At 71.2% G+C, this 23660-nt stretch carries 22 protein-coding genes and 1 pseudogene; 15 read left to right on the forward strand and 8 right to left on the reverse strand.

Features of this window, described 5'->3' with window-relative positions:
* Positions 1–177: 177 nt before the first annotated feature.
* Positions 178–873 (reverse strand): type 1 glutamine amidotransferase domain-containing protein, encoded by a 696-nt coding sequence (locus ACFT7S_RS12695; protein ID WP_382730392.1) that lies wholly within the window; start codon positions 871–873, stop codon positions 178–180.
* A 301-nt stretch (positions 874–1174) separates the two neighbouring features.
* Here ACFT7S_RS12695 and ACFT7S_RS12700 point away from each other — a divergent pair, with 301 nt between their 5' ends.
* The 9 genes and pseudogenes from ACFT7S_RS12700 to ACFT7S_RS12740 form a co-directional block, all read left to right on the forward strand.
* On the forward strand, positions 1175–2665 hold the full coding sequence (locus tag ACFT7S_RS12700; protein ID WP_382730393.1) for an esterase: 1491 nt from the start codon (positions 1175–1177) through the stop codon (positions 2663–2665).
* Between the two features lie 159 nt (positions 2666–2824).
* Positions 2825–3082 carry a hypothetical protein gene (locus ACFT7S_RS12705; RefSeq protein ID WP_382730396.1) on the forward strand — a complete coding sequence of 86 codons (258 nt, stop codon included), beginning with the start codon at positions 2825–2827 and terminating at the stop codon, positions 3080–3082.
* 76 nt (positions 3083–3158) lie between these two features.
* The gene (locus tag ACFT7S_RS12710) at positions 3159–4661 is read left to right on the forward strand and encodes an ABC transporter substrate-binding protein (RefSeq protein WP_382730838.1); all 1503 of its coding nucleotides are present in this window, start codon (positions 3159–3161) and stop codon (positions 4659–4661) included.
* A complete protein-coding gene (locus tag ACFT7S_RS12715; RefSeq protein ID WP_382730398.1) occupies positions 4658–6388 on the forward strand; it encodes an ABC transporter permease subunit in 1731 nt (576 codons plus the stop codon). Before ACFT7S_RS12710 ends, ACFT7S_RS12715 begins: the two co-directional genes overlap by 4 nt.
* Positions 6378–7331, forward strand: coding sequence for an ABC transporter ATP-binding protein (locus ACFT7S_RS12720; RefSeq protein ID WP_382730401.1), 954 nt, complete (start codon positions 6378–6380; stop codon positions 7329–7331). The genes ACFT7S_RS12715 and ACFT7S_RS12720 overlap by 11 nt, the downstream gene beginning before the upstream one ends.
* Positions 7328–8005 (forward strand): ATP-binding cassette domain-containing protein, encoded by a 678-nt coding sequence (locus ACFT7S_RS12725; RefSeq protein ID WP_382730404.1) that lies wholly within the window; start codon positions 7328–7330, stop codon positions 8003–8005. Before ACFT7S_RS12720 ends, ACFT7S_RS12725 begins: the two co-directional genes overlap by 4 nt.
* A 106-nt stretch (positions 8006–8111) precedes the next feature.
* Positions 8112–9023, forward strand: a complete 912-nt coding sequence (locus tag ACFT7S_RS12730; protein WP_382730406.1) for an ABC transporter ATP-binding protein — start codon at positions 8112–8114, stop codon at positions 9021–9023.
* Positions 9020–9901, forward strand: a complete 882-nt coding sequence (locus ACFT7S_RS12735; RefSeq protein ID WP_382730409.1) for an ABC transporter permease subunit — start codon at positions 9020–9022, stop codon at positions 9899–9901. The genes ACFT7S_RS12730 and ACFT7S_RS12735 overlap by 4 nt, the downstream gene beginning before the upstream one ends.
* A 327-nt stretch (positions 9902–10228) precedes the next feature.
* Positions 10229–10360 (forward strand): annotated as a pseudogene (locus ACFT7S_RS12740) (hypothetical protein); the annotation flags it as partial.
* Positions 10361–10376: 16 nt separating this feature from the next.
* Here ACFT7S_RS12740 and ACFT7S_RS12745 read toward each other — a convergent pair.
* Both ACFT7S_RS12745 and ACFT7S_RS12750 read right to left on the reverse strand, forming a co-directional pair.
* Positions 10377–11432 carry an NmrA family NAD(P)-binding protein gene (locus ACFT7S_RS12745; protein ID WP_382730412.1) on the reverse strand — a complete coding sequence of 352 codons (1056 nt, stop codon included), beginning with the start codon at positions 11430–11432 and terminating at the stop codon, positions 10377–10379.
* 52 nt (positions 11433–11484) lie between these two features.
* Positions 11485–12324, reverse strand: a complete 840-nt coding sequence (locus ACFT7S_RS12750; protein WP_382730840.1) for a DMT family transporter — start codon at positions 12322–12324, stop codon at positions 11485–11487.
* Positions 12325–12467: 143 nt separating this feature from the next.
* On the opposite strand from ACFT7S_RS12750, the gene ACFT7S_RS12755 reads away from it, so the two are divergent.
* On the forward strand, positions 12468–13337 hold the full coding sequence (locus tag ACFT7S_RS12755) for a LysR family transcriptional regulator (RefSeq protein ID WP_382730415.1): 870 nt from the start codon (positions 12468–12470) through the stop codon (positions 13335–13337).
* Positions 13338–13356: 19 nt separating this feature from the next.
* Here ACFT7S_RS12755 and ACFT7S_RS12760 read toward each other — a convergent pair whose 3' ends face one another.
* On the reverse strand, positions 13357–14187 hold the full coding sequence (locus ACFT7S_RS12760; protein WP_382730418.1) for an alpha/beta fold hydrolase: 831 nt from the start codon (positions 14185–14187) through the stop codon (positions 13357–13359).
* Positions 14188–14266: 79 nt separating this feature from the next.
* Here ACFT7S_RS12760 and ACFT7S_RS12765 point away from each other — a divergent pair, with 79 nt between their 5' ends.
* From ACFT7S_RS12765 to ACFT7S_RS12780, 4 genes are all read left to right on the forward strand, one after another.
* Positions 14267–14893, forward strand: a complete 627-nt coding sequence (locus ACFT7S_RS12765; RefSeq protein WP_382730420.1) for a sigma-70 family RNA polymerase sigma factor — start codon at positions 14267–14269, stop codon at positions 14891–14893.
* A 58-nt stretch (positions 14894–14951) separates the two neighbouring features.
* Entirely contained in the window at positions 14952–16355 is a 1404-nt protein-coding gene (lpdA, locus tag ACFT7S_RS12770) for a dihydrolipoyl dehydrogenase (RefSeq protein WP_382730423.1), read from the forward strand.
* 182 nt (positions 16356–16537) lie between these two features.
* Positions 16538–17584 carry a M36 family metallopeptidase gene (locus ACFT7S_RS12775; protein WP_382730426.1) on the forward strand — a complete coding sequence of 349 codons (1047 nt, stop codon included), beginning with the start codon at positions 16538–16540 and terminating at the stop codon, positions 17582–17584.
* A gap of 265 nt (positions 17585–17849) precedes the next feature.
* Positions 17850–18413 (forward strand): hemerythrin domain-containing protein, encoded by a 564-nt coding sequence (locus tag ACFT7S_RS12780; protein ID WP_382730429.1) that lies wholly within the window; start codon positions 17850–17852, stop codon positions 18411–18413.
* 27 nt (positions 18414–18440) lie between these two features.
* On the opposite strand, the gene ACFT7S_RS12785 is transcribed toward ACFT7S_RS12780, so the two are convergent.
* The gene (locus ACFT7S_RS12785; RefSeq protein ID WP_382730432.1) at positions 18441–19832 is read right to left on the reverse strand and encodes a trehalase family glycosidase; all 1392 of its coding nucleotides are present in this window, start codon (positions 19830–19832) and stop codon (positions 18441–18443) included.
* A 347-nt stretch (positions 19833–20179) separates the two neighbouring features.
* On the opposite strand from ACFT7S_RS12785, the gene ACFT7S_RS12790 reads away from it, so the two are divergent.
* Complete coding sequence (locus ACFT7S_RS12790; RefSeq protein WP_382730435.1) at positions 20180–21388, forward strand: ROK family transcriptional regulator; 1209 nt, start codon at positions 20180–20182, stop codon at positions 21386–21388.
* An 18-nt stretch (positions 21389–21406) separates the two neighbouring features.
* Here the strand turns inward: ACFT7S_RS12790 and ACFT7S_RS12795 are convergent, their stop codons facing one another.
* From ACFT7S_RS12795 to ACFT7S_RS12805, 3 genes are read right to left on the reverse strand one after another with little or no spacing between them, the layout of a single operon-like run.
* The gene (locus tag ACFT7S_RS12795; RefSeq protein WP_382730437.1) at positions 21407–22423 is read right to left on the reverse strand and encodes a Rieske 2Fe-2S domain-containing protein; all 1017 of its coding nucleotides are present in this window, start codon (positions 22421–22423) and stop codon (positions 21407–21409) included.
* 2 nt (positions 22424–22425) lie between these two features.
* Entirely contained in the window at positions 22426–22656 is a 231-nt protein-coding gene (locus ACFT7S_RS12800; RefSeq protein ID WP_382730843.1) for a recombinase-like helix-turn-helix domain-containing protein, read from the reverse strand.
* Positions 22657–22682: 26 nt separating this feature from the next.
* Complete coding sequence (locus tag ACFT7S_RS12805; RefSeq protein WP_382730440.1) at positions 22683–23621, reverse strand: PDR/VanB family oxidoreductase; 939 nt, start codon at positions 23619–23621, stop codon at positions 22683–22685.
* Positions 23622–23660: the final 39 nt, after the last annotated feature.

A 23660-nucleotide genomic window follows, 5' to 3' on the forward strand; every position in this document is an offset into this window, starting at 1 on the left:
GGGCGGGGGGGGGGGGGCCCCCGTTAACGGGTGCATAACGCCGTACATTGCGGGGGGGGGGGGGGGGGGGGGGCCGCGGGGGGCCCCCTGCTGGTCGGGCGGGGGGCGGGGCCCCCGGGGGGGGGGGCCCCCGGCGCAGTCGGCCCAGCCTCTTGAACAGCTCGTAACCCTGGAGGTTCAGCCCAGCTTCTTGAGCAGTTCAGCCGCGAGCGGGGCCGAGGAGGCGGGGTTCTGGCCGGTGACCAGATTGCGGTCTACGATCACGTACGGGACCCACGGCTCGCCCTCCTGGAAGTCCCCGCCGAACTCGACCAGGCGGTCCTGGAGCAGCCACTTCGCCTTGTCCGCGAATCCGGCTTGCATCTCTTCGGCGTTGGTGAAACCCGTCAGCCGGTATCCGGCGAACGGATTCGTGCCGTCCTCCTTTTGCGCCGCGAGCAGCGCGGCCGGGCCGTGACAGACCACGCCGAGGGGCTTGCCGGACTCCAGCGCCCGCGTCAGCAGACCGCCGGAGACCGGATCGACGGCCAGGTCCTCCATGGGGCCGTGTCCGCCGGGACAGAAGACCGCGGCGTAGTCGTCCAGATCCACGTCGCCCAGCGAGATCGGGCGCTGGAGCTCGGTGAAGGACTCGAGGGCACCCGCGACCCGGTCGGCGCCTTCCTGTCCGCCATTGAACTCGGGGGCCAGACTGCCCCGGTCCACGGTCGGTACGGTGCCGCCCGGGGTGGCGACGACGATCTCGTACCCCGCGGCCTTGAACGCCTCACACGGGGCCACGGCCTCCTCGGCCCAGAAGCCCGTCGGGTGCTTCGTGCCGTCCGCCAGGGTCCAGTGGTCCGCGCCCGTCACTACGAACAGAATCTTCGACATCTCACTCTTCTCCGAGGGGTGGGCCCGGCCGGGCCCGGAGGATGGTTCAGGTCCACCGGGCCCGGCCGGGCCCGGAGGATGGTTCAGGTCCACGATCACGGCCGCCAGTGCGGCGCTATGTCGACGGTAGGCCGATACCCCATACGCGACAAACCAGACATCGGCCGTTCGCCATCGGAAGCCTGAAACCGCCGCACAACCCTTATGCCCCCGGCGCGGTCAAACAGGACGCCAGGAAGGAACGGGCCCTTTCCGGCCACCCCCGCACTCGCCCGGCCATCCTTCGTCAGAGGAGCCGCTCGTGCGTACTCGTCGTTCGGCCGCCGTTGCCGCGGCCGCATTTCTCCTGCTGTCGGGAGCGGCCATCGCCGCTCCCTCCGCCTACGCCGGAACCTCCGGCGCAACCCACGCAATTGACCGCAACAGCGATTTCAACGACGACGGCTACGAGGACGTGCTCATCGGCGCGCCGGGCGGAACCGTCAACGGCAAGAAGGGCGCGGGGTACGTCACCGTGCAGTACGGCTCGTCGTCCGGGATCAGCACCAAGAGGTCCGCGGTCTTCAGCCAGTCCACCGCCGGCGTGGCCGGCGCGGCCGAGGCGGGCGACGGCTTCGGCCGGGCCGTGGCCACCGGCGACCTCAACGGCGACGGGTACGACGACGCGATCGTCGGCGTCCCGGGAGAGGACATCGGGACGGCGGTCGACGCGGGCGGCGTCACCGTGCTGTGGGGCGGGTCGACGGGTCTGTACGGGGCGAACAGCGTCTGGCTCGAGAACGAGGAGCCCGTGGCTTACGAGAAGTTCGGCAGCGCCCTGACCGCGGGCCATTTCAGCCCCGACAGCCCGGGGGACCAACTGGCGGTCCTCGACCGCGACTTCGTTCAGCTGTTCATGTACGACACCTCCCCCCGATTGCAGTCCGCGCCCCTGGAGCGCACCTCTCGCAGTCGCCTGTCCGCGGTCGCGGAGGAACGCGACATCCGGCCCGAGTCCCTGACCACGGGCGACTACGACAACAACGGCCTCGCCGATCTGATCGTCTCGGGCGTCACGGCGGGCGAGGAGCCCGGCCACGGCTGGTCGTCCTTCTTCTCCGGCCAGGTCGAGGGACTCGTGTACGAGCGCGATATGCGCGGCGGCCCGGTCGTGGCGTCCGGTGACATCAACGGCGACGGCTACGACGACCTCGTGACGGGTGAGCCGAAGAGTCCCGACGACGGTGGCGAGACGACGACCGGTGGTCTGGTCGGCGTCTACTACGGCAGCGCTGACGGGCCGCTCGGCGTCGACGGTGCGGACAGTCCGCCGCAGTGGTGGACGCAGGGCACGGCCGGGGTCCCCGGGGCGCCCGAGCGCGGTGACGGCTGGGGCACCGATCTCTCCGTCGCGGACACCAACGGCGACGGATACGCGGACGTGGCGATCGGAGCAGCCGGCGAGGACATCGGCACTGTCACGGACGCGGGCGCGGTGTGGGTGCTGCGCGGCGCGGCCGGCGGGCTGACGGCCACCGGCGTCAGGTCGTGGGACCAGAACTCCACGAATGTGCCGGGTTCCGCGGAGGCGGGCGACCGCTGGGGCGGTCAGGTCAAGCTGACCGACCCGAACAGGGACGGCCGCTACGGCCTGCTGGCCTCGGCGCCGGGCGAGAACACGAGCGACGGCGTCGTGTGGGTGCTCTCGGCCGGTTCGGGCGGGGTCACGGCCACCGGCTCGTGGACGTACGGCGGCGGCTCGCTCGGCGCTCCGGCGACGGACGCGGCGTACGGGGCATCGATCGACGAGTAGTCGGGAAGGGGCGCACCGCGGCAGGCCGACACGCCTGCCGCGGTGCGCTGTTCGTATGCCCTCGCGCACGGTCCGGACAGTTCATCAGGGCCGCTTTGCCACCCATACGGTGCGAGTCGTGCGCACGGTGAGGTCCTGGCGCCGCAGCAGGACCAGCTGGTGGAGTCCGTCGACGACGGGGACGTCGTGATCCGGCCGCATCAGGATGAGGCGCGCGGAACGACCACCTGGCTGCTGAGCCGCGAGGGCGGGCCGCAGGGCATGACCGTCGCCAAGATGCGCATCACCCACCAGGCCGACGCGAAGGGTGGTGACGAGTTGGGGGTGCATCCCGGAACGGACTGGTTCACCGTCCTGTCCGGAACGGTCCTCCTGCTCCTCGGGGAGCGGCGCATTCTCGTCGAGGCACTCTACTGAACATGATTGTCATAATGCTAGGGTCGCCGCATCGGCTTCACCCACCTTTCGCATCCCGTTGGGGACACCCTTGCGCCTGCTCGAAAACTCCCGCATACCCCGTCGGGGCCTCCTGTCCACGATCGGTCTGAGTACGGCGGCGGCGCTGCTCACGGGCTGCTTCGCCGCGGCCGACCCCTCCCCCGGCGGCGGTGACGCCCGCTTGCGCGTCGCGATGATGCAGCCGCCGCGCGCGGGCCTTTCACCACTGACGGACGACGCGTTCAAGCTGTCCCGCTGGTCCACCGCCGAGACCCTGACCCGTCTGGACACCGACGGCAACGCCCGGCCCGCCCTCGCCACCGCCTGGCAACAGCGCGGCAAGGACTGGACGTTCACCCTCCGCGAGGGCGTCACGTTCCACGACGGCACCGACCTCACCGCGCGGTCCGTCGTGAAGTCCCTGACCACGGCCGCCACCGCTTCGCCCAAGCCACGCATCCTCGACGGCGTCTCGCTCACCGTCCGCGCCACCGGCCCCCGCACGGTCACGGTCACCACCGCCACGGCCGATCCGCTGGTCCCCCAGCGACTCAGCTCCCCGCAGCTGTCGATCCTCGCCGCCAAGGCGTACCGGGGCAGGACCGTCAGCCCGGTGGGCGCGGGCACGGGCCCGTTCGAACTCGTCGCGGTGGGCGGTACGACCACGGCGACGCTCGACCGCTACGACCGCTACTGGGGCGGCCGGGCGAAGGCGACCGGTATCGACGTGAGGTTCGTCCCCGACGGCACCGCACGGGCCGCCGCGCTGCGCAGCGGCGAGGCCGACATCGTCGAGGCGGTACCCGTATCACAGGCACGACTCCTGGACGCGAAACTGATCCACGAGGTACCGATGCCGCGCACCAACACCCTTTATCTCAACACTGAGATGGGGCCGTTCAAGGACGCGCGCGTACGGGCGGCGGCACGCGCGGCCGTCGACGCGGAGCAGATCGTGAACAGTGTGTACGAGGACAGGGCCGATGTCGCCGAAGGGCTCCTCGGGCCGGCTCTTCCCTGGGCCGCGAAGCTGCGCGAGAAGCCCCTGCGGACCGCGGCGGGTGATCCGGAGGGCGCCGAGATCACGATCGGCACGTTCACCGACCGGGCCGAGCTGCCCGAGGTCGCCCAGATCCTGCAACAGCAGCTCCAGGCAGCGGGTTTCCGGGTGAAGCTGGAGGTCCGGGAGTACGCCAACATCGAAGCGGACGCCCTCGCGGGGAAGTTCGACGCGTTCATTCTCTCGCGGGCCACGATCCTGGACTCCGGGGACCCGGCGGCGTACCTGTACAGCGACTTCGCGGGCGAGGGCTCCTTCAACATCGCGCAGCTCGCCGACCCAGGCGTCGACAAGGCGCTGGCCAGCGCTTCGCGGACCGAGGCCGGTGATGCCCGGCGCAAGGCGGTCATGGCCGCCGAGGCAGCCGTACTCGCCACGGACGCCGCCGTGCCGATGCTGCACGAGCGGGTCATCCAGGGCGACGCGGCGGGCGTCACGGGCGCCGCCCACGACCCGCGCGAGCGCGAACTCGTCACGATCCACACGCACATCAAGTGAGGACGGCCCTCACACGGGCGGCCGGGCTGGCCGCCGTACTCGCTCTCGTCGGACTGCTGCCCTGGCTGTCCGGCAAGGACCCGGCGCTCAGTCTGCTGCGGGCCAGATCGGCGGAGCAGGAGCCGACCGCCGAGGCGCTGAACGCCATCCGCGACGACCTCGGGCTCGACGCGGGGCCGCTGGGGCTGCTGGGGCACTGGGCGGCCGGGCTGATCCGCGGCGACCTCGGTGTCTCGTGGGTGTCCGGCTCGGAGGTCCTGCCCTCGGTGACGGCCGGTCTCCAGGTGTCGCTGGCGCTGATGGGCGCGTCCCTCGCCGTCGCTCTCCTGGTGGGAACCGCTCTGGCCCTGCCGGTTCTGGTACGCGGCCGGGGCACCGCCGGGGCATTCGGCGCGATGCTCGCCGCCGTCCCCGAGTATCTGGTCGCGCTGATGCTTCTCGTTGTCGCCGGGGTGTGGCTGGGCTGGTTTCCGACCTCCGGCTGGGGCGGGCCCGCGCATATGGTCCTGCCCGCGCTCGCGCTCGGCATTCCGGCCGGCGCGCTCCTCGGCCGGCTGGTCGCCGACGCGCTGCCGGACGCGCTCGACGAACGCTGGGTGGAGCTGTGGCGCGGCGCGGGCGTCGGCCGGCGGACCATCACCGCTGCCGCTCTGCGTCGCGTTCTCCCGCCGCTGGTCCCGCAGTTCGGCATGGCCGCGGTCGGTCTGACCGGCGGCGCGGTCGCCGTCGAGACGGTCTTCGCGGTGCCGGGACTCGGCCGCACCGCCCTCGGCGCGGCCAGGTCCCAGGATCTGCCGCTGCTTCAGGGAGCGGTCCTGGCCCTGCTGGCACTCGGGCTCCTGGTGGGCGTGGTGTCGGCCGCCGTACGCGCACAGCTGCTCGGTCCGGCGCTGCGCGACGCGGCTCTGACCCTGCCCGCCGCCCGTCCGGTACGGGTCTCCCCCGCCGTACCGGTCGCGCTGGGCATGCTGCTGACCGGAGTGACCGGCTGGGGTCTGCTGCGTGATCCGTATGTCATCGACACCGCCGCCCGGCTGAGCGCGCCGTCCTGGTCGCACCCCCTGGGGACCGACGCCCTCGGCCGTGACGTACTGGCGCGGCTGGGGCACGGCGCCGGCTCGACGGTCGGCACGGCAGCGGCGGTCTGCCTCCTCGGCCTGGTCATCGGGCTCGCCCTCGGGTTCCTGCCGAACGCCGCGACCGGCCTGGCCGATATCGCCAACGCGCTTCCGCCGGTGATCGTCGGCATTCTGGTGGCAGAGTCGACGGGCCCCGGCGCAGGGGGCGCCGCGCTCGCCGTCGCCCTGATCTCCTGGCCGCCGCTGGCCGCGCACGCCGCCGCGCTCACCCAGGAGGTACGTGCCTCGTCGTTCCTGTCGGCGCAGAAGGCGATCGGGGCGAGCCCGGCCCGGATCATGGTCCGCCATGTCCTGCCTTCGGTGGCCGCCCCGGTCGCCCGGCACGCGGTCCTGCGTCTGCCCGGCATCGCGCTGGCCCTCGCCTCGCTCGGATTCCTCGGGCTTGGCGCCCAGCCGCCGTCACCCGACTGGGGTCTCCTGCTCGACGAGTCCGCCGACTACATCGAGCGGGCTCCTGTAGCGGCGCTCGCCCCCGCGGTCACGCTGGCGCTCCTCGCCGCGCTCGCCGTGTCCCTGTCGGCGTACACCCAGCGCGGCAGGGCACGCCGCGCACCCGTCCGGAAGGAAGCGGTTCCCGTTGCAGCCTGATCCTCTGCTGCCCGATCCCCTGCTGGCGGTCCGCGGTCTGAGCGTGGACTTCAGCGGCGTACCGGCCCTGAGCGACCTCTCGTTCGATGTCGGACCCGGTGAAGTCCTTGCCCTGGTGGGCGAGTCGGGGGCCGGGAAGTCGGTGACCGCTCGCGCCCTGCTCGGCATGACTCCGCGCGGGGCCACGGTCTCCGGGAGTGTGCTGCTGCACGGCGCACCGGTCACCGCGGCCGACTGGGGCCGGCGTATCGCGCTCGTCCCCCAGGACGCGTTGTCCGCGCTCTCGCCGGTCCACCCGGTCGGTGAGCAACTGGCCCTGGCCGTACGGTCCGTACAGGGTCTGTCCCGGAAGGACGCGCGGCTGCGGGCCCGTTCCGCCCTCGAGGAGGTCGGCATCCCGGCCGCCCAGTCGTCCGCCCACTCCCATGAGTTCTCGGGCGGCATGCGCCAACGTGCCGTGATCGCGATGGCCATGGTCAACCGTCCGGAACTGGTCGTCGCCGACGAACCGACAACGGCCCTCGATCCGGAGACACAGGACAAGATCCTCACGATCCTGCGCGAGCGGTGCGCGGCGACCGGAGCGTCCCTCGTGCTGGTCACCCATGACCTCGGTGCGGTCGGGGCGCATGCCGACCGCATGGCCGTCATGTACGCGGGGCGACTGGCCGAGTACGGCCCGGTGGACCGCATTCTGGTCCGGCCACTCGCCCCGTACACCGAAGGCCTGCTCGCCTGCCTGCCCACCGCCGGCACACCGCACAAATCCCGGCTGCCCACCATCCCGGGGCGGCCACCCGCACCCGGCGCCGTTGCGGCGGGCTGCGCCTTCGCGCCCCGCTGCCGGTACGCCACCGGCCGCTGCCACACCGAACGGCCCGCGCCGCGTGCCGTCGACGGGCGCGAGGTGGCCTGTCACCTCGATCACCTGGAGTCCGTATGAGCCCGCTGCTCGACGTCCGCGAGCTGGTCGTGCGGTACGGAACGACCACCGCGGTCGACGGAGTCTCCTTCCAGGTGGACGCGGGCGAGACGGTGGGGCTGATCGGTCCGTCCGGCTGCGGCAAGTCGTCCACCGCCGCCGCCGTCCTGCAACTGCGCCGGCCCCACAGCGGTGAAATCCGTTTCGGGGGAACGGAGTTGACCTCGCTGAGCGAACGGGAGCTGCGCGCGGTCCGGCCCCGCATCCAGCCGGTGTTCCAGGACCCGTACGGTTCGCTCAGTCCGCGTCGGCGGATTCGCGACCAGGTCGCCGAACCGCTCCGTGCCCAGGGCCGCTGGTCGGCCGCCACAGGTCCCGGCCGGGTCGCCGAACTTCTCTCCCTGGTCGGTCTGGACGACGCACACGCCCGACGGCTCCCCCACGAACTGTCCGGCGGACAGTGCCAGCGGGCAGGGATCGCCCGCGCGCTGGCGAGCGATCCCGAGCTCCTGATCCTGGACGAGCCGGTGTCCGCACTCGATCCGTCGATGCGCGCCGGCATTCTCAATCTCCTGCTCGAACTGCAGGAGACACGGGGGCTCGGATACCTCTTCATCTGCCACGACATGGCGGCGGTAGGGCACTTCAGCGACCGGATTCTGACCATGCGCGAAGGCAGGCTGACCGCGTCGTGACGACGCTCATGGGTCCGGAGGCGTAGGCCCGGGGACCACTGGCTCCGTCCCAGGTGTGGCCCGTGTGCCGATGCCGTGCGGGCACTCCTCACGGCACCGTGGGGTGGTGATCGAAGTCAACGAACTGACGAAGCGATACGGCGCCACCACCGCCGTCGACGGCCTGACCTTCACCGTCCGCCCCGGCCATGTCACCGGGTTCCTCGGCCCGAACGGCGCCGGAAAGTCCACCACGCTGCGGATGATCCTCGGCCTCAACGACCCCAGCAGCGGCACCGTCACCGTGGACGGGCAGCCGTTCCGCGGACGCCGGCGCGGGCTGCGGCACGTCGGAGCGCTGCTCGACGCCCACGACGTGCACGGCGGTCGCAGCGCCCGGGCGCATCTGTCCGCGCTGTCCCACAGCAACGGACTTCCCCGGCGCCGGGTCGACGAGGTCCTGGAGGAGGTCGGACTGGCCACCGCTGCCCGGCGCCGCATCGCGGGGTTCTCGCTGGGGATGAAGCAGCGGCTCGGCATCGCCGCCGCTCTCCTCGGTGACCCACCGGTCCTGCTGTTCGACGAGCCGCTCAACGGGCTGGATCCGGAGGGTGTGCTGTGGGTGCGCGGCCTCTTCCGCCGACTGGCCGCCGAGGACCGTACGGTGCTGGTTTCCAGCCATCTGATGGGCGAGATGGAGCACACCGCACAGGAACTGATCGTCATCGGCCGGGGCGAACTGATCGCGGCGGAGAGCCTGTCGGAGTTCGCGGCGCGCGGCACCCGGCTCAGCGTGACCGTCCGTACGCCCGCCGTCGACCGGCTGACGTCCGTCCTCACCGAGGAGGGTGCGGCCGTCCGCCGCGAGGACAACGGCTCGTGCACGGTGACCGGTCTGGCGGCCGACCGTATCGGTGAACTCGCCTTCCACCACCGCGTCCTGCTGCACGAACTCGCCCCACGGGCCGCCTCCCTGGAAGAGGCGTTCATGGGGCTCACCGCCGACAGCGTCGAATACAGCGCGGGAGAGGTCCGATGACCACACAGACGGTGTCCGGGCCGAAGACGTACACGCCCGCCCTCGACTCCCCCGCCCGGTTCCGCGACCTCCTCACCGCCGAGTGGATCAAGCTGTGGTCGCTGCGCTCCACGTACTGGGTCCTCGGAATCGGCCCCCTGGCCGTGCTCGGGATCAATGTGAACTCCGCCCTGTCCAATGCCGACCGGCTTGCGCACCAGCCCGAACTGCCACCCCCTCCGCCGCCCGGATTCCCCGCCAAGCCCGCCATGCTGTTCGACGCCATGTCGACCGCTTTCGTCGACCCGGCGTGGCAGCTCCTCATGGTCCTCGCCGGAACCGTCGGTGCCCTCGCGGTCTTCGGCGAATACACCACCGGGCTGATCCGCACCACCTTCGCCGCGGTCCCGGCCCGGCGTGCGGTGGTGGCGGCCAAGGTGAGCGTCCTGGCGGTGGTCATGCTCGTCCTCGGCACGGTCGTCGCGGGCGCCTCGTTCGGGGTGACCCAGGCGATCCTGCGGGATCATCACGGCCTGTCCATCGGCGATCCCGGGGCCCTGCGGGCCGTCGTCGCGTCCGCGCTGCTCGCCCCGGTGTGCGCTCTCGTCGGTATGGCCTTCGGCGCCCTCGTACGGCACGCCGCGGGCGCCGTCGTCGCGGTCGTCGGCGTACTCCTGCTGTTGCCGGCGCTCTTCCAGGGCGAGACCTATCGGTGGGTCAAGGAGATCGGCAACGCGATGCCGCTCACCTCGTGGCAGGCCCTCGTCCAGAATCCGGCCCGGGACTACAACCCGGACACGTACCCGGTGCCGGTCACCGAGGCGTGGATCGTGTTCGGGTCCTGGTCGTTCGTCGCGGTGATCGTCGCCGTGGCCGTCGTGCATCGCCGTGACCTGTGAGCTGCCTTTGCCGTGCTCGGTGCGATTCAGCCTTCCACCTGACGGGATGCCGATCGCCTGTGCGAGTCTGAACGCATGAAGATCAGACCGGGAGCAGCGGCTGACGGACCATGGATTGCCACGCTCCACACGGAGAGCTGGCGGGCTGCCTACTCGGGCATCATGCCCACCAGCTACCTGGACGGGCCGCTGCGCGAAGAACACGCCCGCCTGTGGCGCACGCGGCTCCTCGTCGAAGGGCCAGCTGCCGGCGGTACTGCGGGGAAGGCCCATCTACTGGTCGTGGTCGACGGCGCTGCCCCGCAGTTGGGCGGATTCGCCTACCTGATCCGGCAGGATGACGGCCGCGTCCTCTTGGACAATCTCCACGTCGAACCAGGGCTCGTCGGGACCGGAGTCGGTTGGCGTCTCCTGCGCCGAGCCTTCGCGTGGGCCTCGGTCGAACACCCGGGCCAGCCCGTGTATCTGGAAGTCCTCAAGGACAATGTCCGTGCGACCGCCTTCTACTCCCGCCAGGGAGGCCGTCCCACCGCAGAACGCACAGAGCGATTCCCAGCCGGGTTCGAACTGGCCGAGGTCGAGTACACCTGGACAGCTGCGGACGTGGCCGACCTCTCCGACCACTCCGGGCGATAGGCCGCACAGTTCTGCGCAGACGCGCCGCCCGGAGCACTTCCGGACGGCGCGTCACCTCACCACGGGGCGATGGGTGCCGGAGTTGGCACTGGAAGCGTTCCGTGTGCTCGGCCACCCACTGCGCGAACGTGCGCGGCGGCCGTCCGGTCACCTGCTCGACGGTGTCGACGACGGTCCTGGAAGGGGCGTCGGAAGTGGCGTACCAGCCGACGACATACTCGGCGTCCGCCCGGGAAACACCGGTGGCCGTCAGCCTGTCGATGGCCTGTTCGTGCGTGATCGGGACGAAGGCGATGTCACGGCCGGTGGCCCGCGCCAGGATCGCGATGCGTTCGCTGGAGGTGAGCAATTCGGGCCCGGTGAGGTTGTATGCGCGTCCCGCATGGCCGTCGTCGAGCAGCGCGACCGCCGCCACTGCCCCGATGTCGGCCTCGTGGACGAGCGCGCTGGGAAAGTCGTACGGCTCGCGCACGATCCCCTCGGCCCGGATCGATTCGATCCAGCCCAGGGTGTTGGACATGAACTCCTGCGGTTCCAGGCGGGTCCACTCCACACCCGAGTCCGCCACCGCCTTCTCTACCGGCCCCACGCCACCGCCCCACACCACGGTGATGCGCCGCACACCCGCTCCGACGGCCCGCCGCACCAGCTCGGGCCCGGCCTCGGCGAGCCCCGCCGTCACCGTGATGTGTAAACGGCTGACGCCGTCGAAGACGGCGTCCAGATCTTCCGGTGCCGTGTGCGTGCCGGCCACCAGTTCCACCTCGGCCGGAAGCCTTCCCGCGGCCGCGGCCGGATTCCGGGTGAGCGCCCGGACGTGTTCTCCCCGGCGGACCAGTTCTGCCACTACGTGCCTGCCGGTGTTCCCGGTGGCGCCCGTAACCAATGTCGTCACAGTTGTGTTCCCTTCGTCGTCGAGGACCGTAGAAGCTCAACTCGACTTGAGGTCAACCATCTCGCCCTGTCGCCCCGGCCGACCCCCGGGCGAGGACGGCGGTGCCCACGGCGACGGTGTTGGCGGCGACGATGACGGCGATGGCCAGCCAGGACGACAGCGCGAGGTGCTGGCCGAGCACGATCAGGCCGACCAGTGCGGCGAACACCGGGTTGACGCTCATGAAGATCCCGAAGAAACCGGCAGGTATCCGGCGCAGCGCGAGCAGGTCGGCCAGGAACGGCACGGCGGACGAGAGCACGCCCGCCGCCAGGGCGCACAGCAGCGCACCGGCCGTGGGCGGGTGGAGCCACAGCGCGGCCGCGCCGATCGGCAGGTAGAGCAGGCCGGAGACGGCTGCGGCGGCGGCCGACCCCTGGAGGCCGGGCAGCCGTTCGCCCACGGTGCGGTTGAGCAGGATGTAGCAGCCCCAGCAGACGGCAGCCAGCAGGGCCAGACCGATGCCGGCGTAGTCGGTGCTCGGCCGCGGGCGGGCAAGGACCACCACGGCCGCCGCTGCCGCGAGGGCGCAGATCAGATCGATGCGGCGGCGGGAGCCCGCCAGCGCCACGGTGAGGGGGCCGAGGAACTCCAGCGTGACCGCGAGGCCGAGGCCGACCCGGTCGATCGCGATGTAGAGCGACAGGTTCATGACCGCGAAGACCGCTGCCAGTCCCAGCACCGGACGCCACTGGGCCGTGGTGAACGAGCGCAGCCCGGGGCGGCCTGCGCCCAGCAGGACCGCGGCGGCCACCCATTGACGTACCGCCACCACCCCCACCGGTCCGATGACCGGGAAGGCGAGCGCGCCGACGGACGCCCCGACCTGGTTGGACAGGCCGCTGCCCACCATCAGCGCAGTCCCGGACCACCGGGCCGGCGTCCGGGCAGCGGTGGCTGTCGGCTCTGCGCGCACGTCGTTTGCCATCGCACGACCATCCGCCGGGCCCATCCATACGCAAAATGCATCCGATGGCGCACCTATACGCTGGACGCATGGATGGTCGTACGGAACTGGAGCTGCGGCACCTGCGCTGCCTGGTCGCGATCGTCGACACGGGCAGTTTCACCGATGCCGCGATCGAGCTGGGTCTCTCCCAGGCCTCGGTCTCGCGCACGCTGCTCGCGCTGGAGCGGATTCTCGGTGTGCGCGTGCTGCACCGCACCAGCCGCACCGTCACCCCCACCACCGCAGGTGTGCAGGTCCTCGCCCGCGCCCGCCACCTGCTCGCCGAGGCCGACGAGCTGGTCCACGAGGCGACGAGCGGGCACACCCGGCTGCGCATCGGCCATGCCTGGTCGGCGATGGGCCGGCACACCGCCGAGTTCCAGCGCCGCTGGCACACCCGTTACCCCGACATCGAACTCCATCTGATCCGGCACAACACCCCCACCGCCGGCCTGGCCGAGGGTCTGTGCGATCTGGCCGTGCTGCGCACCGCGGTCGACACCCGCCGCTACGCCCACGCCCTCGTCGGCAGTGAGCGCCGCTGCGTCGCACTCGCCTCCGACGACCCGTGGGCCCGGCGGCGCAGCATCCGCCTGGACGAACTCCGCACGCGCACCCTGGTCGTGGACCGTCGCACCGGCACCACCACGCCGGATCTGTGGCCCGAGGGCGTGCGCCCGGCCGTCGAGTACACCCATGACATCGACGACTGGCTCGCCGCCATCGCCACCGGTCGCTGCGTCGGCGTAACGCCGCAGGCCACGGCCACGCAGTACCGCCGCGACGGCATCACCTACCGCCCCCTGCGCGACGCCGACCCTGTCCCCGTCCACTTCATCTGGCGCCGTCCCGACCCGCACCCCGCAACCCACGCGGCCGTGGCCCTGCTCACCGAGCTCTACCGCGAAGGCACGTGAGGGCCCCGAGGACGCATCGTCACCGGCCCAGGAATGCCGAGATGGCATCCACGAAACGCTCGCCGTCGTCGAGCCAGGGGTAATGCCCTGTCTGTCGCTGCACGACGAGTGCGGCATCGGGGAACAGCCCCGCGAGTTCCGCCGTCGCGCGTGGCGGGCTGTTCAGGTCGAACTCTCCGGCGAGCACCAGCACAGGGGCCGCGCAGTCGCCGAGCGCCGCGCGGGTGGCCGCCGGGTCGAAGGCGCCGTCGGCGGCGAAGAGGGCGACGGCCTCCATGTTGTCCGGAGCGCTCGCGGCGTGGTGTGCCCGCGCCGCGTCGTCCCAACGACCGTAGAGGAAAGGCGCGATGGCGTCCCAGTCGCTGCCGGTGCCCTCGGTGATCGCCTTCAGGGCGGGGAACGCCCCGGGGAACCACGGCTCGTCGCGCCGCGCCTGCGCGAGTGCGCGGCGCGTCTCGCCGGTGATCTCGATGCCGACGGCGCGGGTGCCGGGGGCGATCAGGGCGAGCTTGGCGACACGGTCCGGGCAGCGGGCCGCGTACTGCGTCGCCAGGTTCGCGCCCGCGGAGTGCCCGAGCAGATCAAGCCGGGAAAGGCCGAGGTGGACGCGCAGTGCCTCGACGTCGCCGACCAGGCGGTCGCAGCGGTACGAGGAAGTGTCCTCGGGCACGGCGGAGCGGCCGGTGCCGCGCAGATCCAGGGCGATCAGCTGCCGGTGTTCCGAGAGACCACCGAGATCACCGAGGTACGCGGAGTCCGCGGGGCCTCCGGGGACGCAGACGACCGGAGGGCCTTCACCGGTGACGCGGTAGGCGAGCCGGGTTCCATCGGGTGCGGAGAAAGTAGGCATGCCCGGAACCATGCCAGTAATAACCGGGTTATACAACCCGGTTATGACAACAATCCGTGCCCGGGTGTATAACCGGGTCGTGGCAGGCGAAGAGCACGAGCACCCGAACCCCGACCCGCTGACCGAGGAGCAGGCCGAGCGGATGCTCGCCGGCATGAACGAGGTCATTCGCGCAGGCGAGGAGATGCGGAAGCTGCGCGCCGAGATGATCCAGGTGTTCGCCGGCCTCGGCTGGACCCAGGACCGGATCGCCCGGCTCACCGGGATGAGTCAGCCCGCCGTGTCCAAACAGGTGGCGAAGTACAGGGCGGGCGAGCTGTCACCCCCGATGGAACTCGCCCTCGACCAACAGGACATCCCGTGGCTCGAAGGCCGCTTGTGGGGTCTCGCGGAGGAGATCGCGGAGACCCTCGGCAACACCGCCCGGTGCGGCCACTACGTCTACACCCTCGCCAGGGGGCGGAAGCATTTCACGCCCCGGAACGTCGACGCACTGCGACGCCTCGTCGAAGAGGATCTGAGAGCGCACGCGACGACGCTTCCCGGCGCCTACCGGGATACGTACGACAGGATCAGCCGCGGCCTGGACCTCCCCGCAAAGGTCACCCTCACCGCAACGGCCTCCGTGCGCCGCACCCTCGCCTGCCGGCTCCAGCGCGCCCGGCTCCAGGGCGACGCAAACGAGAGGCCGCCGGACAGGCCCTAGGGTGAGAGGGCCAACGCGTGCCCTCAGTTCCGCATTACCTCGACCCTAAGGACAAGTCATGCACGAGCGCTTCGACGTCGTCGTACTCGGAGCCGGCCCCGGCGGCTACGTCGCCGCCATCCGCGCCGCCCAACTGGGCAAGCGGGTAGCGGTCGTCGAAGAGAAGTACTGGGGCGGTGTGTGCCTCAACGTCGGGTGCATCCCCACCAAGGCACTGCTGCGCAACGCCGAACTCGCCCACATCGTCAACCACGAGGCCAAGACCTTCGGCATCAAGGTCGACGGGACGATCTCGTTCGACTACGGCGAGGCGTTCCGCCGCAGCCGCACGGTCGCGGACGGCCGCGTCAAGGGCGTCCACTACCTGATGAAGAAGAACGGCATCACCGAGCTGGACGGGCGGGGCACGTTCCTCGACGCGAACACCCTCCAGGTGGCCGGGTCCGACGGCACCACGCAGACCATCACGTTCGACAACTGCGTCATCGCCACCGGCGCCACCCCGCGCCTGCTGCCCGGCACCGCCCGCAGCGAACGCGTGGTGACGTACGAGGAGCAGATTCTCGCGGACGGTGTGCCGCAGTCGATCGTCATCGCGGGCGCCGGCGCCATCGGCATCGAGTTCGCTTACGTCCTGCACAACTACGGCGTGAAGGTCACGATCGTCGAATTCCTGGACCGTGTCGCGCCGTTGGAGGACGAGGACGTCTCCAAGGAACTGGCGAAGCAGTACCGCAAGCTCGGCATCGAGGTCCTGACCTCCACCCGTGTCGAGGCGATCGACGAGTCGGGACCCCAGGTCCGCGTCACCGTCACCGGCAAGGACGGCTCGCAGAAGGTACTGGAGGCCGACAAGGTCCTCCAGGCCATCGGCTTCGCGCCGAACGTCACCGGTTACGGCCTGGAGGCGACCGGCGTCGCCCTCACCGAGCGCGGCGCGATCGACGTGGACGGCCGCTGCCGCACCAACGTGCCGCACATCTACGCCATCGGTGACGTGACCGCGAAGCTGATGCTCGCGCACGCCGCCGAGGCCATGGGGGTCATCGCCTCCGAAACCATCGCGGACGCCGAGACGATGGAGCTCGACTACACGATGATCCCCCGCGCCACGTACTGCCAGCCGCAGATCGCCAGCTTCGGCTGGACGGAGGCGCAGGCGCGGGAGCAGGGCTTCGACGTGAAGGTCGCCAAGTTCCCATTCACGGCGAACGGCAAGGCGCACGGCCTCGGCGACGCGACCGGCTTCGTGAAGATCCTCAGCGATGCGAGGTACGGCGAGATCATCGGCGCGCATCTGATCGGCCCCGATGTCACCGAGCTGCTGCCCGAGCTGACGCTGGCTCAGCAGTGGGACCTCACGGTCCACGAGGTGGCGCGGAACGTACACGCTCACCCGACCCTGGGCGAGGCCGTGAAGGAGGCCGTCCACGGTCTCGCCGGGCACATGATCAACTTCTGAGGCGGAGCGGGGCGGGGCGGGACGGGACGGAAGCGGGCTGAGGCGCGGGGGGCCGTGACGCGGCGGTCGGCTGATGCATCGTCAGGACCCGGGGTCTGGCCAAAGCCGGGCGTGTGCGCAATGATCACGCCCGCGCCACCCCCCGCTTCCGGCGTCACCCGCACCACAACGGGAGGATGTACATGGCTCGCCGCACACCCCGCGCGCTGATCGCCTCGGCCACCGCCATCGTGGCTCTGCTCACCACGGCAGGAGCGGCCTCGGCGGCCGGGGCGAACCCCGCCCCGGTCGCACCGCAGGCCAGCGTCTTCATGGTCAACCCCGTCCAGTCCTCGGGCGATCAGTCGCTCGCCGACGCCAAGGACTCGGCCGGCGCCGTGCCCGCCTCGGCCTATGCCTCGGCCGCGCTGCGCAATCTCGACGGCAGTGGCGGACTCTCCGGACGGTGGGCCTACATCAGGTCGGACACCGGCGCATCGGCGAAGACCGCCGACGCCGGCGCGTACACCCGGCAGGACGACCAGTTCGAGCAGGTCATGGCCTACTTCTGGACCAACGAGGCACAGGAGTACCTCCAGGGCCTCGGCTTCGGCAGCGAACTGCCCGGCGCCAACGACCGTGCGCAGCCGGTCCGTATCAACCAGTGGGGTGCGGACAACTCCTACTTCACCGACAAGAAGGCCGAAATCCGCTTCGGCAAGGGCGGGGTGGACGACGCCGAGGACGCCGAGGTGATCGTCCACGAGTACGGACACGCGGTGCACCACGCCCAGGTGCCCGGCTTCGGGACCTCGGTGGAGGCCGGGTCCATCGGTGAGGCGTTCGGTGACTACCTCGCGGTCGAGGTCGGCACCAACGCGGCCTCCCGGTACGGCTGGCCGCTGAAGGCCGACCCGGCCTGCGTGGCGGACTGGGACTCTGTCAGCTACAGCAGTGCTCCGCACTGTCTGCGCCGTATCGACCAGGACAAGGTGTACGGGGACCGGGTGGGCGAGGTGCACGCGGACGGCGAGATCTGGTCCCGCGCACTGCTCGACATCCGCAAGGCACTCGGGGCCCGGGTGGCCGACCGCATCATCATCAACGCCCAGTTCGGCTTCGCGCCCGACACCAGCTTCCAGGACGCGGCGCTGACGACGATCGCGACGGCGGAGCGCATGTACGGCAAGAACGCGGCGGACGCGGTCCGCGCCGGCTTCAAGGGGCGCGAGATCCCGGGCATCCAATAGCCGGAGGTCACGGGGACCGCCGCCGCGCGCGGGCGGTCCCCCTGTACCGGCCCGGAGTCCCGGAGCCTTCGGAGTGCCGCGCGAGCCACCATGGTGTCCGGGCAGCCGGATCGCGAGCAGCGCGATGTCGTCGCACGTCGCATGGGCCGGAGAGGTGAGAGCCGGGTCTGTCGCGGCCTCGTACCGCGGGTTTCGGTCACCGACCTGTTGCCCTGGTGTCCGCACCCCGCGGTACGGGGCAACGGAACCCGAGGAAGGAACGGCCATGGGACACGGCGGGAACGTGATCGCGGAGCTCACTGCCGACCATCGTGAGGTGGAGGAGATGTTCGCGCAGATCGAATCGCAGCCGGTGGGCCATCCGGAGCGGCGGCAGCTGGTCGACCAGCTGACCTCGGAGCTCGTACGGCATTCGGTGGCCGAGGAGATGCACCTGTACCCGTCCGTACGCAGGTACGTCCCGGACGGTGACGAGCTCGCGGACAAGGAGCTCGCCGACCACGGCAGGGTCGAGCGCATGCTCAAGAACCTCGAGGAGCGGGACGCCGGGGACCCGGAGTTCAACGACCTCGTCGCAAAGCTGAAATTCGAGGTGGCCTCCCACGTACGCGAGGAGGAGGCCGAGCTGTTCCCGAAGCTCACGGCCTCCTGCTCGCCCGAGGAGCTGGACACGCTCGGGCAGCTGGTCCGCCGGGCCAAGGAAACGGCGCCCACCCGGCCGCACCCGTCCCTGCCGGACACCCCGCCCGCCAACAAGCTGCTCGCACCGGGAGCGGGGCTGGTGGACCGGGTACGCGATCTGCTCAGCAGCCGGGATTCCTCGTCCTGAGCCGCGCCCGACCGCGGTGTGCGACCTTCAGACGCGCGCTCCGACCACCCGGCCGGCCGCGTGGCCTGCGTCCTCCTCGGCGGGGTCGCGGACCAGCAGGTCCAGGGTGAGCGCGGCCGTCCACCCGAAGTCGCGGGTGCCGCGGGCCTCCGCGGTGAACGGGTCCACGTACTCCGCGAAGTCGCAGGCCCCCGCGGCGGTGAGCATCGAGGTACGCAGCGTGTCCGCCGCGCCGGTCCTGCCGTGCAGGCGCAGGCCGCGTTCCAGCAGCCAGCTGGTGTTGAACCAGGCCGGTCCGCGCCAGTAGCGGGACGGGTCGAAGGCGGGGCCCGTGAGGTCGTACGACGGGACCATCGGGATCTCGCCGAGCCGGAAGCCCGGGCCCGCGGCCGTCCGGATCAGTGCGCCGACGAGGTCCTGCGGGAGCCCGGGCACGATGAGCGGGAGGAGTCCGGCGACGCTGTGTTCGGCGATCGGCTCGCCGCCCGCCAGGTCGCGGCAGAGGAACATGCCGTCGGCGGGCGACCAGAGCCGCTCCACCAGCGCGGCGGTGAGACGTGCGGCGCGCTCCTCGTGCGGCGTGGCATCGGCCCCGATCTCGGCGGCGATGCGCGCGAGTGCGTGCTCGGAGACGATCAGCAGGGCGTTGACACCGGGGTCCTCGACGGCGAATTCGTGCCGGGTGCCCGCGTCCGCGTATCCGCTGTCGCGGTAGTCACCGGCGAGACGCACGTACCGCCCGTAGTCGAGGTCCGTGGGACGCTCCGCTGCCGCTCCGTGGTCCAGGTCGGCGCGCCGGTAGGAGCCCGGTGCGGCCGGTTCGATCCGCCGCAGGGGCACGTCCCAGCACGGGCTGTTGTCCATGCCGGACTCCCACGGGTGCAGGACGGCGGCGAGGCCGCCGCCGCCCAGGTCGCGGGGGCCCGAGAGGTAGTCGTGCCACGCCGTCAGGGCTGCGTACGTCCGGGGCAGGAAGCGTCGGCGTCGCGAGGCCTCCGGGTCGGCCAGGTGGACGAGCCAGGCGGCGAGTGCGTGCACGGGGGGCTGCACGATCCCGGACGTCTCGATGCCCTCGGGGGCTCCGGCCTCCGCACCGTCGCGCGAGGAGCGCCAGAAGTCGGGGCTCGGGAAGTAGGCGTCAAGAGGGACCGCCGGATTGAAGACGATGTGCGGAACGCGTCCGTCGGCCCATTGGGCACCGAGCAGCGTCTCCAGTTCGCGCTGTGCGCGACGCGCGGACAGATGGCGCAGGCCGATGGCGATGAACGCCGAGTCCCAGCTCCACTGATGGGGATACAGACCGCGCGAGGGAACCGTGGAGGTGCCCGTCCAGTTGGCGTACAGGACCCGCGCGGCGCCGCGCCGAAGTGCCGGGTCGTCCGCAGCGGCGGGCACCGGGGAATCGAGGAGCGAGGTCATGCCCGCGACCTCCGCGCACCGTCGGCCTGCTCCAACTCGGGCTGCCGGTCCGGATACTGGAAGTCACCCGATCGTTCCTGGCAGGCGGTCTTCTCCATGGGTGCCTTTCGCGCCGGGGCCGAGACGCCGGGGCCCTGCTCGCTGACTTACGTTGAAGTTGTCCCACAGTTATGTCTCGCCAACAAGCAAAAGTGCGAGTGAGATGCCTAACGAACATGCGTAGAAGTGGCGTGGGACACACAGATGGCCGGTTCATTGGTTCTCACCGTCCCCGTGGTACTCCTGTTCTTCGCAGCGGCGCCACGGGCGGCTTCCGGGCACGGACGAAGAGGACGAGGACAGCGGGGATGGCAGGAAACCGGGCGAGTGCGGGACACCTGTTGCGGCTCATCCGCAGCGGCGAGGCCACCACACGCGGGGAGTTGCAGCAGGCGACTGGGCTGTCCCGGTCGACCGTCGGGCACCGCCTGGACCAGCTCTTCGGCGCCGGCTGGCTCCGGGGGTCCGCCGGCGCATCCACCGGAGGACGCCCCTCCGCCCGACTGGAGTTCGACCCGACGCACGCAGTCGTGCTCGTGGCCGACCTGGAGACGCGCCACGGCCGCGCCGCCGTCCTCGACCTCGCCGGCACGATCCTCGCGGAACGTGCGGGTGAGCTGGTGATATCGGACGGCCCCGACCTGATCCTGGACCGGCTGGCACGCTGGTTCGCCCCACTTCTCGACGAGGCGGGCGCGGGGCCCGACCGGGTCTGCGGGATCGGCCTCTCCGTACCCGGCCCGGTCGACCAGGAGTCCGCGCGGATCGTACAGCCGCCGATCATGCCCGGCTGGGACCGGTTCCCGGTGCAGGAGCGGATGCGTGAGGCCTTCGCCGAGCACATCGCTCCGCTGCCCGCCGCCGAGCCGCTCCCGGTCTTCCTCGACAACGACGCCAATCTGATGGCGCTGGCCGAGCAGCGCGAGAACCACCCCGGCTGCGGGGCGTTCGTCCTGGTGAAGGCGTCGACCGGCATCGGCGCCGGAGTCGTCGTCGGTGGTGAGGTCTACCGCGGGATCGACGGCGGAGCGGGCGACATCGGCCACATCCGGCTCCACGACCAGCCCGACGCCCTCTGTATGTGCGGCTCCTACGGCTGCCTGGCAGCCGTGGCCAGCGGACGCTCCATCGCGCAGCGACTCACCGCGGCCGGTGTCCCCACCGCCTCGGGGTCCGATGTGCGGGACCATCTCGCCGCGGGACAGCCCGACGCCGTACGGTTCGCCCGCGAGGCCGGACAGCGCATCGGCGAGGTCCTGGTCACAGTGGTGACCCTGCTCAACCCCGGTGTCCTGGTGCTCGCAGGAGACCTCGCCGGAACCCCGTTCCTCACCGGGGTCCGGGAACTCCTCTACCAGCGGGCGCTGCCCCGGACCACCGCCCATCTCTCGGTGACCGTCTCCGCCCTCGGCGACCGGGCGGCCCTGATCGGCGCCGCCACCATGGTCATCGACCACCTCTACGCCCCGGACCGGGCGGACGCCCGGCTCGCCGCACTGGCCGGCGGCGGCGGATGACCGTCGGGGGCCCGGCTCTCAGCCCCCCGCCGAGGACTGGACCTCGGCAGCCGCACGGTAGAGCCGACGCAGCCGGACCACGCCGAGGTCGTGCTGGTAGAGATTCTCCCGCTGGTCGGCATCGGCCGGCATGGCCTCCAGCATCACGCGGTCCTGCTCCAGGACATCCCAGTGACGCTTCTCGATCAGCGTCCGGTACAGGAAGCGCCAGGAGGCCCGCTGCCAGTCCTCGACCCTGCGGTAGCGCCAGAAGAAGACGCCGCAGCGCTGCTCATCCACCGGGCAGACCATGCCGACGATGCCGAACGGGCCGCCGGGGCCGGCCGACGGCGGATACGGGATGGAGAGGTCGACCCAGTCCACACCGGTGCGGCAGAGCTCGACCCAGTCGAAGTTGACGCCACGCTGGTCGGTCTTCTCGAAGAAGTAGCCCCGACCGGTCTCCCGGATGCGGAACTTCGCCGTCGTGTCACCGTCGAACATCGTGTGCGAGTCGTGGTGGAGGAACGCGCCGTGCATCGGGTCGAGGAGGTTCTCCACGGCGTAGCGCCACGGCGTCTCCCACTCGGCGTAGCACAGGAACGCGTCCACTCCGGGGTCCGTCAGCGGCTCCGGGAGCGTCAGTTCGGCGGGCTCGGGGTGCTCCTCGTCCCCGAAGTACGCGAGGATCGCGCCGGCGACCTCGCGTACCGGCAGCGAGGTGACCAGCTTCTTGCCCTCCAGGCTGCAGCCCGGCAGTCCGGGGACGGAGGAGACCGTCCCGTCGGACTCGACCTCGACGCCGTGGTACCAGCAGGCGACGCGGTCGCCGAGGTGTTTGCCGAGCGAGAGCGGCGCGCCGCGGTGCGGGCAGCGGTCGGCGAGCATGGACAGGGCGCCGTCGGAGCGGCGGAAGAGAAGCCACTGCTCGCCGAGCGCGGTCACCTTGCGCATCGCGCCGGGGGCCACGAAGTGCGAGGGGACGACCGCGTGCCACTGATTGCGCAGTCCGGTGGCATGGATGTGGTCCGCGGTGGCGGAGGACGACAGCGTCATGGTCAGGCTCCCAGTCGGTTCATCTCGGCGCGGAAGGATTCCTCGGTCCACGGGGCGCCGTCGCCGGCGTGGACCTGACGGCTATTCAGTCCGCGTACCACATCGGTCAGTTCGTGTCCCTCGTGGGTGAAGACCTCTTCGAGCGTCGCGGCGAGCTTGTACTCGTACGGGGTCGGCTCATGCGTACGGGACTGGTGGACGTCCAGGTAGGGCCAGGTGTCGGTCACGGTGATGTCTCCTGGGAGTGCGGTCGAGGGGGTCACAGGTCGAGGACGAGCCGGCTGCGGGAGGCGCACCGCGAGACGCAGATCATCATCGTGGCGCCTGCCGCGCGCTCGGCGTCGCTGAGCAGGAAGTCGCGGTGGTCGGGGGTGCCGTCGAGGACCCGCGTCTCGCAAGAGCCGCAGATCCCGTCGCGGCACGAGCTCTCCACGGTGAGTCCGGCGCCCTCCGCCGCGTCGAGGATGGAGGTGCCGGTACCGACGGTGAGCGTCACTCCGGAGGCTCGGCACTCGACCTCGAACGCCTCGTCCTCGCCGGTGCGTTCCACCACGGGTGCGGCGAACCGCTCCAGGCGCAGGCGGTCCCCGGGGCAGCGCTCCTCGACGGCGGTGAGCAGCGGTTCGGGGCCGCAGGAGTACACCAGCGTGCCGGGGGGCAGCCCGGCGAGTTCGGCGGCGAGGTCGATGTGGCCCTGTTCGTCCTGCGGGACGAGTGTGACCTCGCCGCCGAGTGCCGTGAGTTCCGCGGTGAACGCCATGGAGGCGCGGCTCCTGCCGCCGTAGACCATCCGCCACGCGTCTCCCCGGCGGGCCGACTCCCGGGCCATGGCCAGCAGCGGGGTGACGCCGATACCGCCGGCGACGAACACATAGCCGTCGGCGTCCTCCAGAGCGAAGTGGTTGCGGGGTTCGGAGACGGTGACCTGCTGTCCGGGGCGCAGCTGGGTGTGCACATAGCGCGAACCCCCGCGCGAGGCAGGCTCGTTGAGCACGCCGAAGCGGTAGACGTCACAGATGTGCGGGTCGCCGCACAGGCTGTACTGGCGGATCTGGCCGCCGACATGGACGTCGAGGTGCGCGCCGGGAGTCCAGGCGGGCAGGGGTTTACCGTCGGGATGAACCAGCTCGACGGACAGGACGCCCTCGGCCTCCCAGGTCATACGACGGACGATCAGCCGCAGCGAGTGTTCGCTCATGGCCTGTTGCCTCCTTACCGGCAGTACGGGCGGGACCGG

The sequence above is a fragment of the Streptomyces sp. NPDC057136 genome (assembly GCF_042670885.1).
Taxonomy (GTDB): Bacteria; Actinomycetota; Actinomycetes; order Streptomycetales; family Streptomycetaceae; genus Streptomyces.

Excerpts from the sequence above, each read along its gene's own strand:
- ACFT7S_RS12795 (WP_382730437.1), bottom strand. The coding sequence starts at position 22,423 with ATGACGCTGTCGTCCTCCGCCACCGCGGACCACATCCATGCCACCGGA.
- ACFT7S_RS12725 (WP_382730404.1), top strand. The coding sequence starts at position 7,328 with ATGAGCCCGCTGCTCGACGTCCGCGAGCTGGTCGTGCGGTACGGAACG.
- lpdA (WP_382730423.1), top strand. The coding sequence starts at position 14,952 with ATGCACGAGCGCTTCGACGTCGTCGTACTCGGAGCCGGCCCCGGCGGC.
- ACFT7S_RS12785 (WP_382730432.1), bottom strand. The coding sequence starts at position 19,832 with ATGACCTCGCTCCTCGATTCCCCGGTGCCCGCCGCTGCGGACGACCCG.
- ACFT7S_RS12775 (WP_382730426.1), top strand. The coding sequence starts at position 16,538 with ATGGCTCGCCGCACACCCCGCGCGCTGATCGCCTCGGCCACCGCCATC.
- ACFT7S_RS12790 (WP_382730435.1), top strand. The coding sequence starts at position 20,180 with ATGGCAGGAAACCGGGCGAGTGCGGGACACCTGTTGCGGCTCATCCGC.
- ACFT7S_RS12735 (WP_382730409.1), top strand. The coding sequence starts at position 9,020 with ATGACCACACAGACGGTGTCCGGGCCGAAGACGTACACGCCCGCCCTC.
- ACFT7S_RS12780 (WP_382730429.1), top strand. The coding sequence starts at position 17,850 with ATGGGACACGGCGGGAACGTGATCGCGGAGCTCACTGCCGACCATCGT.
- ACFT7S_RS12695 (WP_382730392.1), bottom strand. The coding sequence starts at position 873 with ATGTCGAAGATTCTGTTCGTAGTGACGGGCGCGGACCACTGGACCCTG.
- ACFT7S_RS12760 (WP_382730418.1), bottom strand. The coding sequence starts at position 14,187 with ATGCCTACTTTCTCCGCACCCGATGGAACCCGGCTCGCCTACCGCGTC.
- ACFT7S_RS12805 (WP_382730440.1), bottom strand. The coding sequence starts at position 23,621 with ATGAGCGAACACTCGCTGCGGCTGATCGTCCGTCGTATGACCTGGGAG.
- ACFT7S_RS12755 (WP_382730415.1), top strand. The coding sequence starts at position 12,468 with ATGGATGGTCGTACGGAACTGGAGCTGCGGCACCTGCGCTGCCTGGTC.
- ACFT7S_RS12750 (WP_382730840.1), bottom strand. The coding sequence starts at position 12,324 with ATGGTGGGCAGCGGCCTGTCCAACCAGGTCGGGGCGTCCGTCGGCGCG.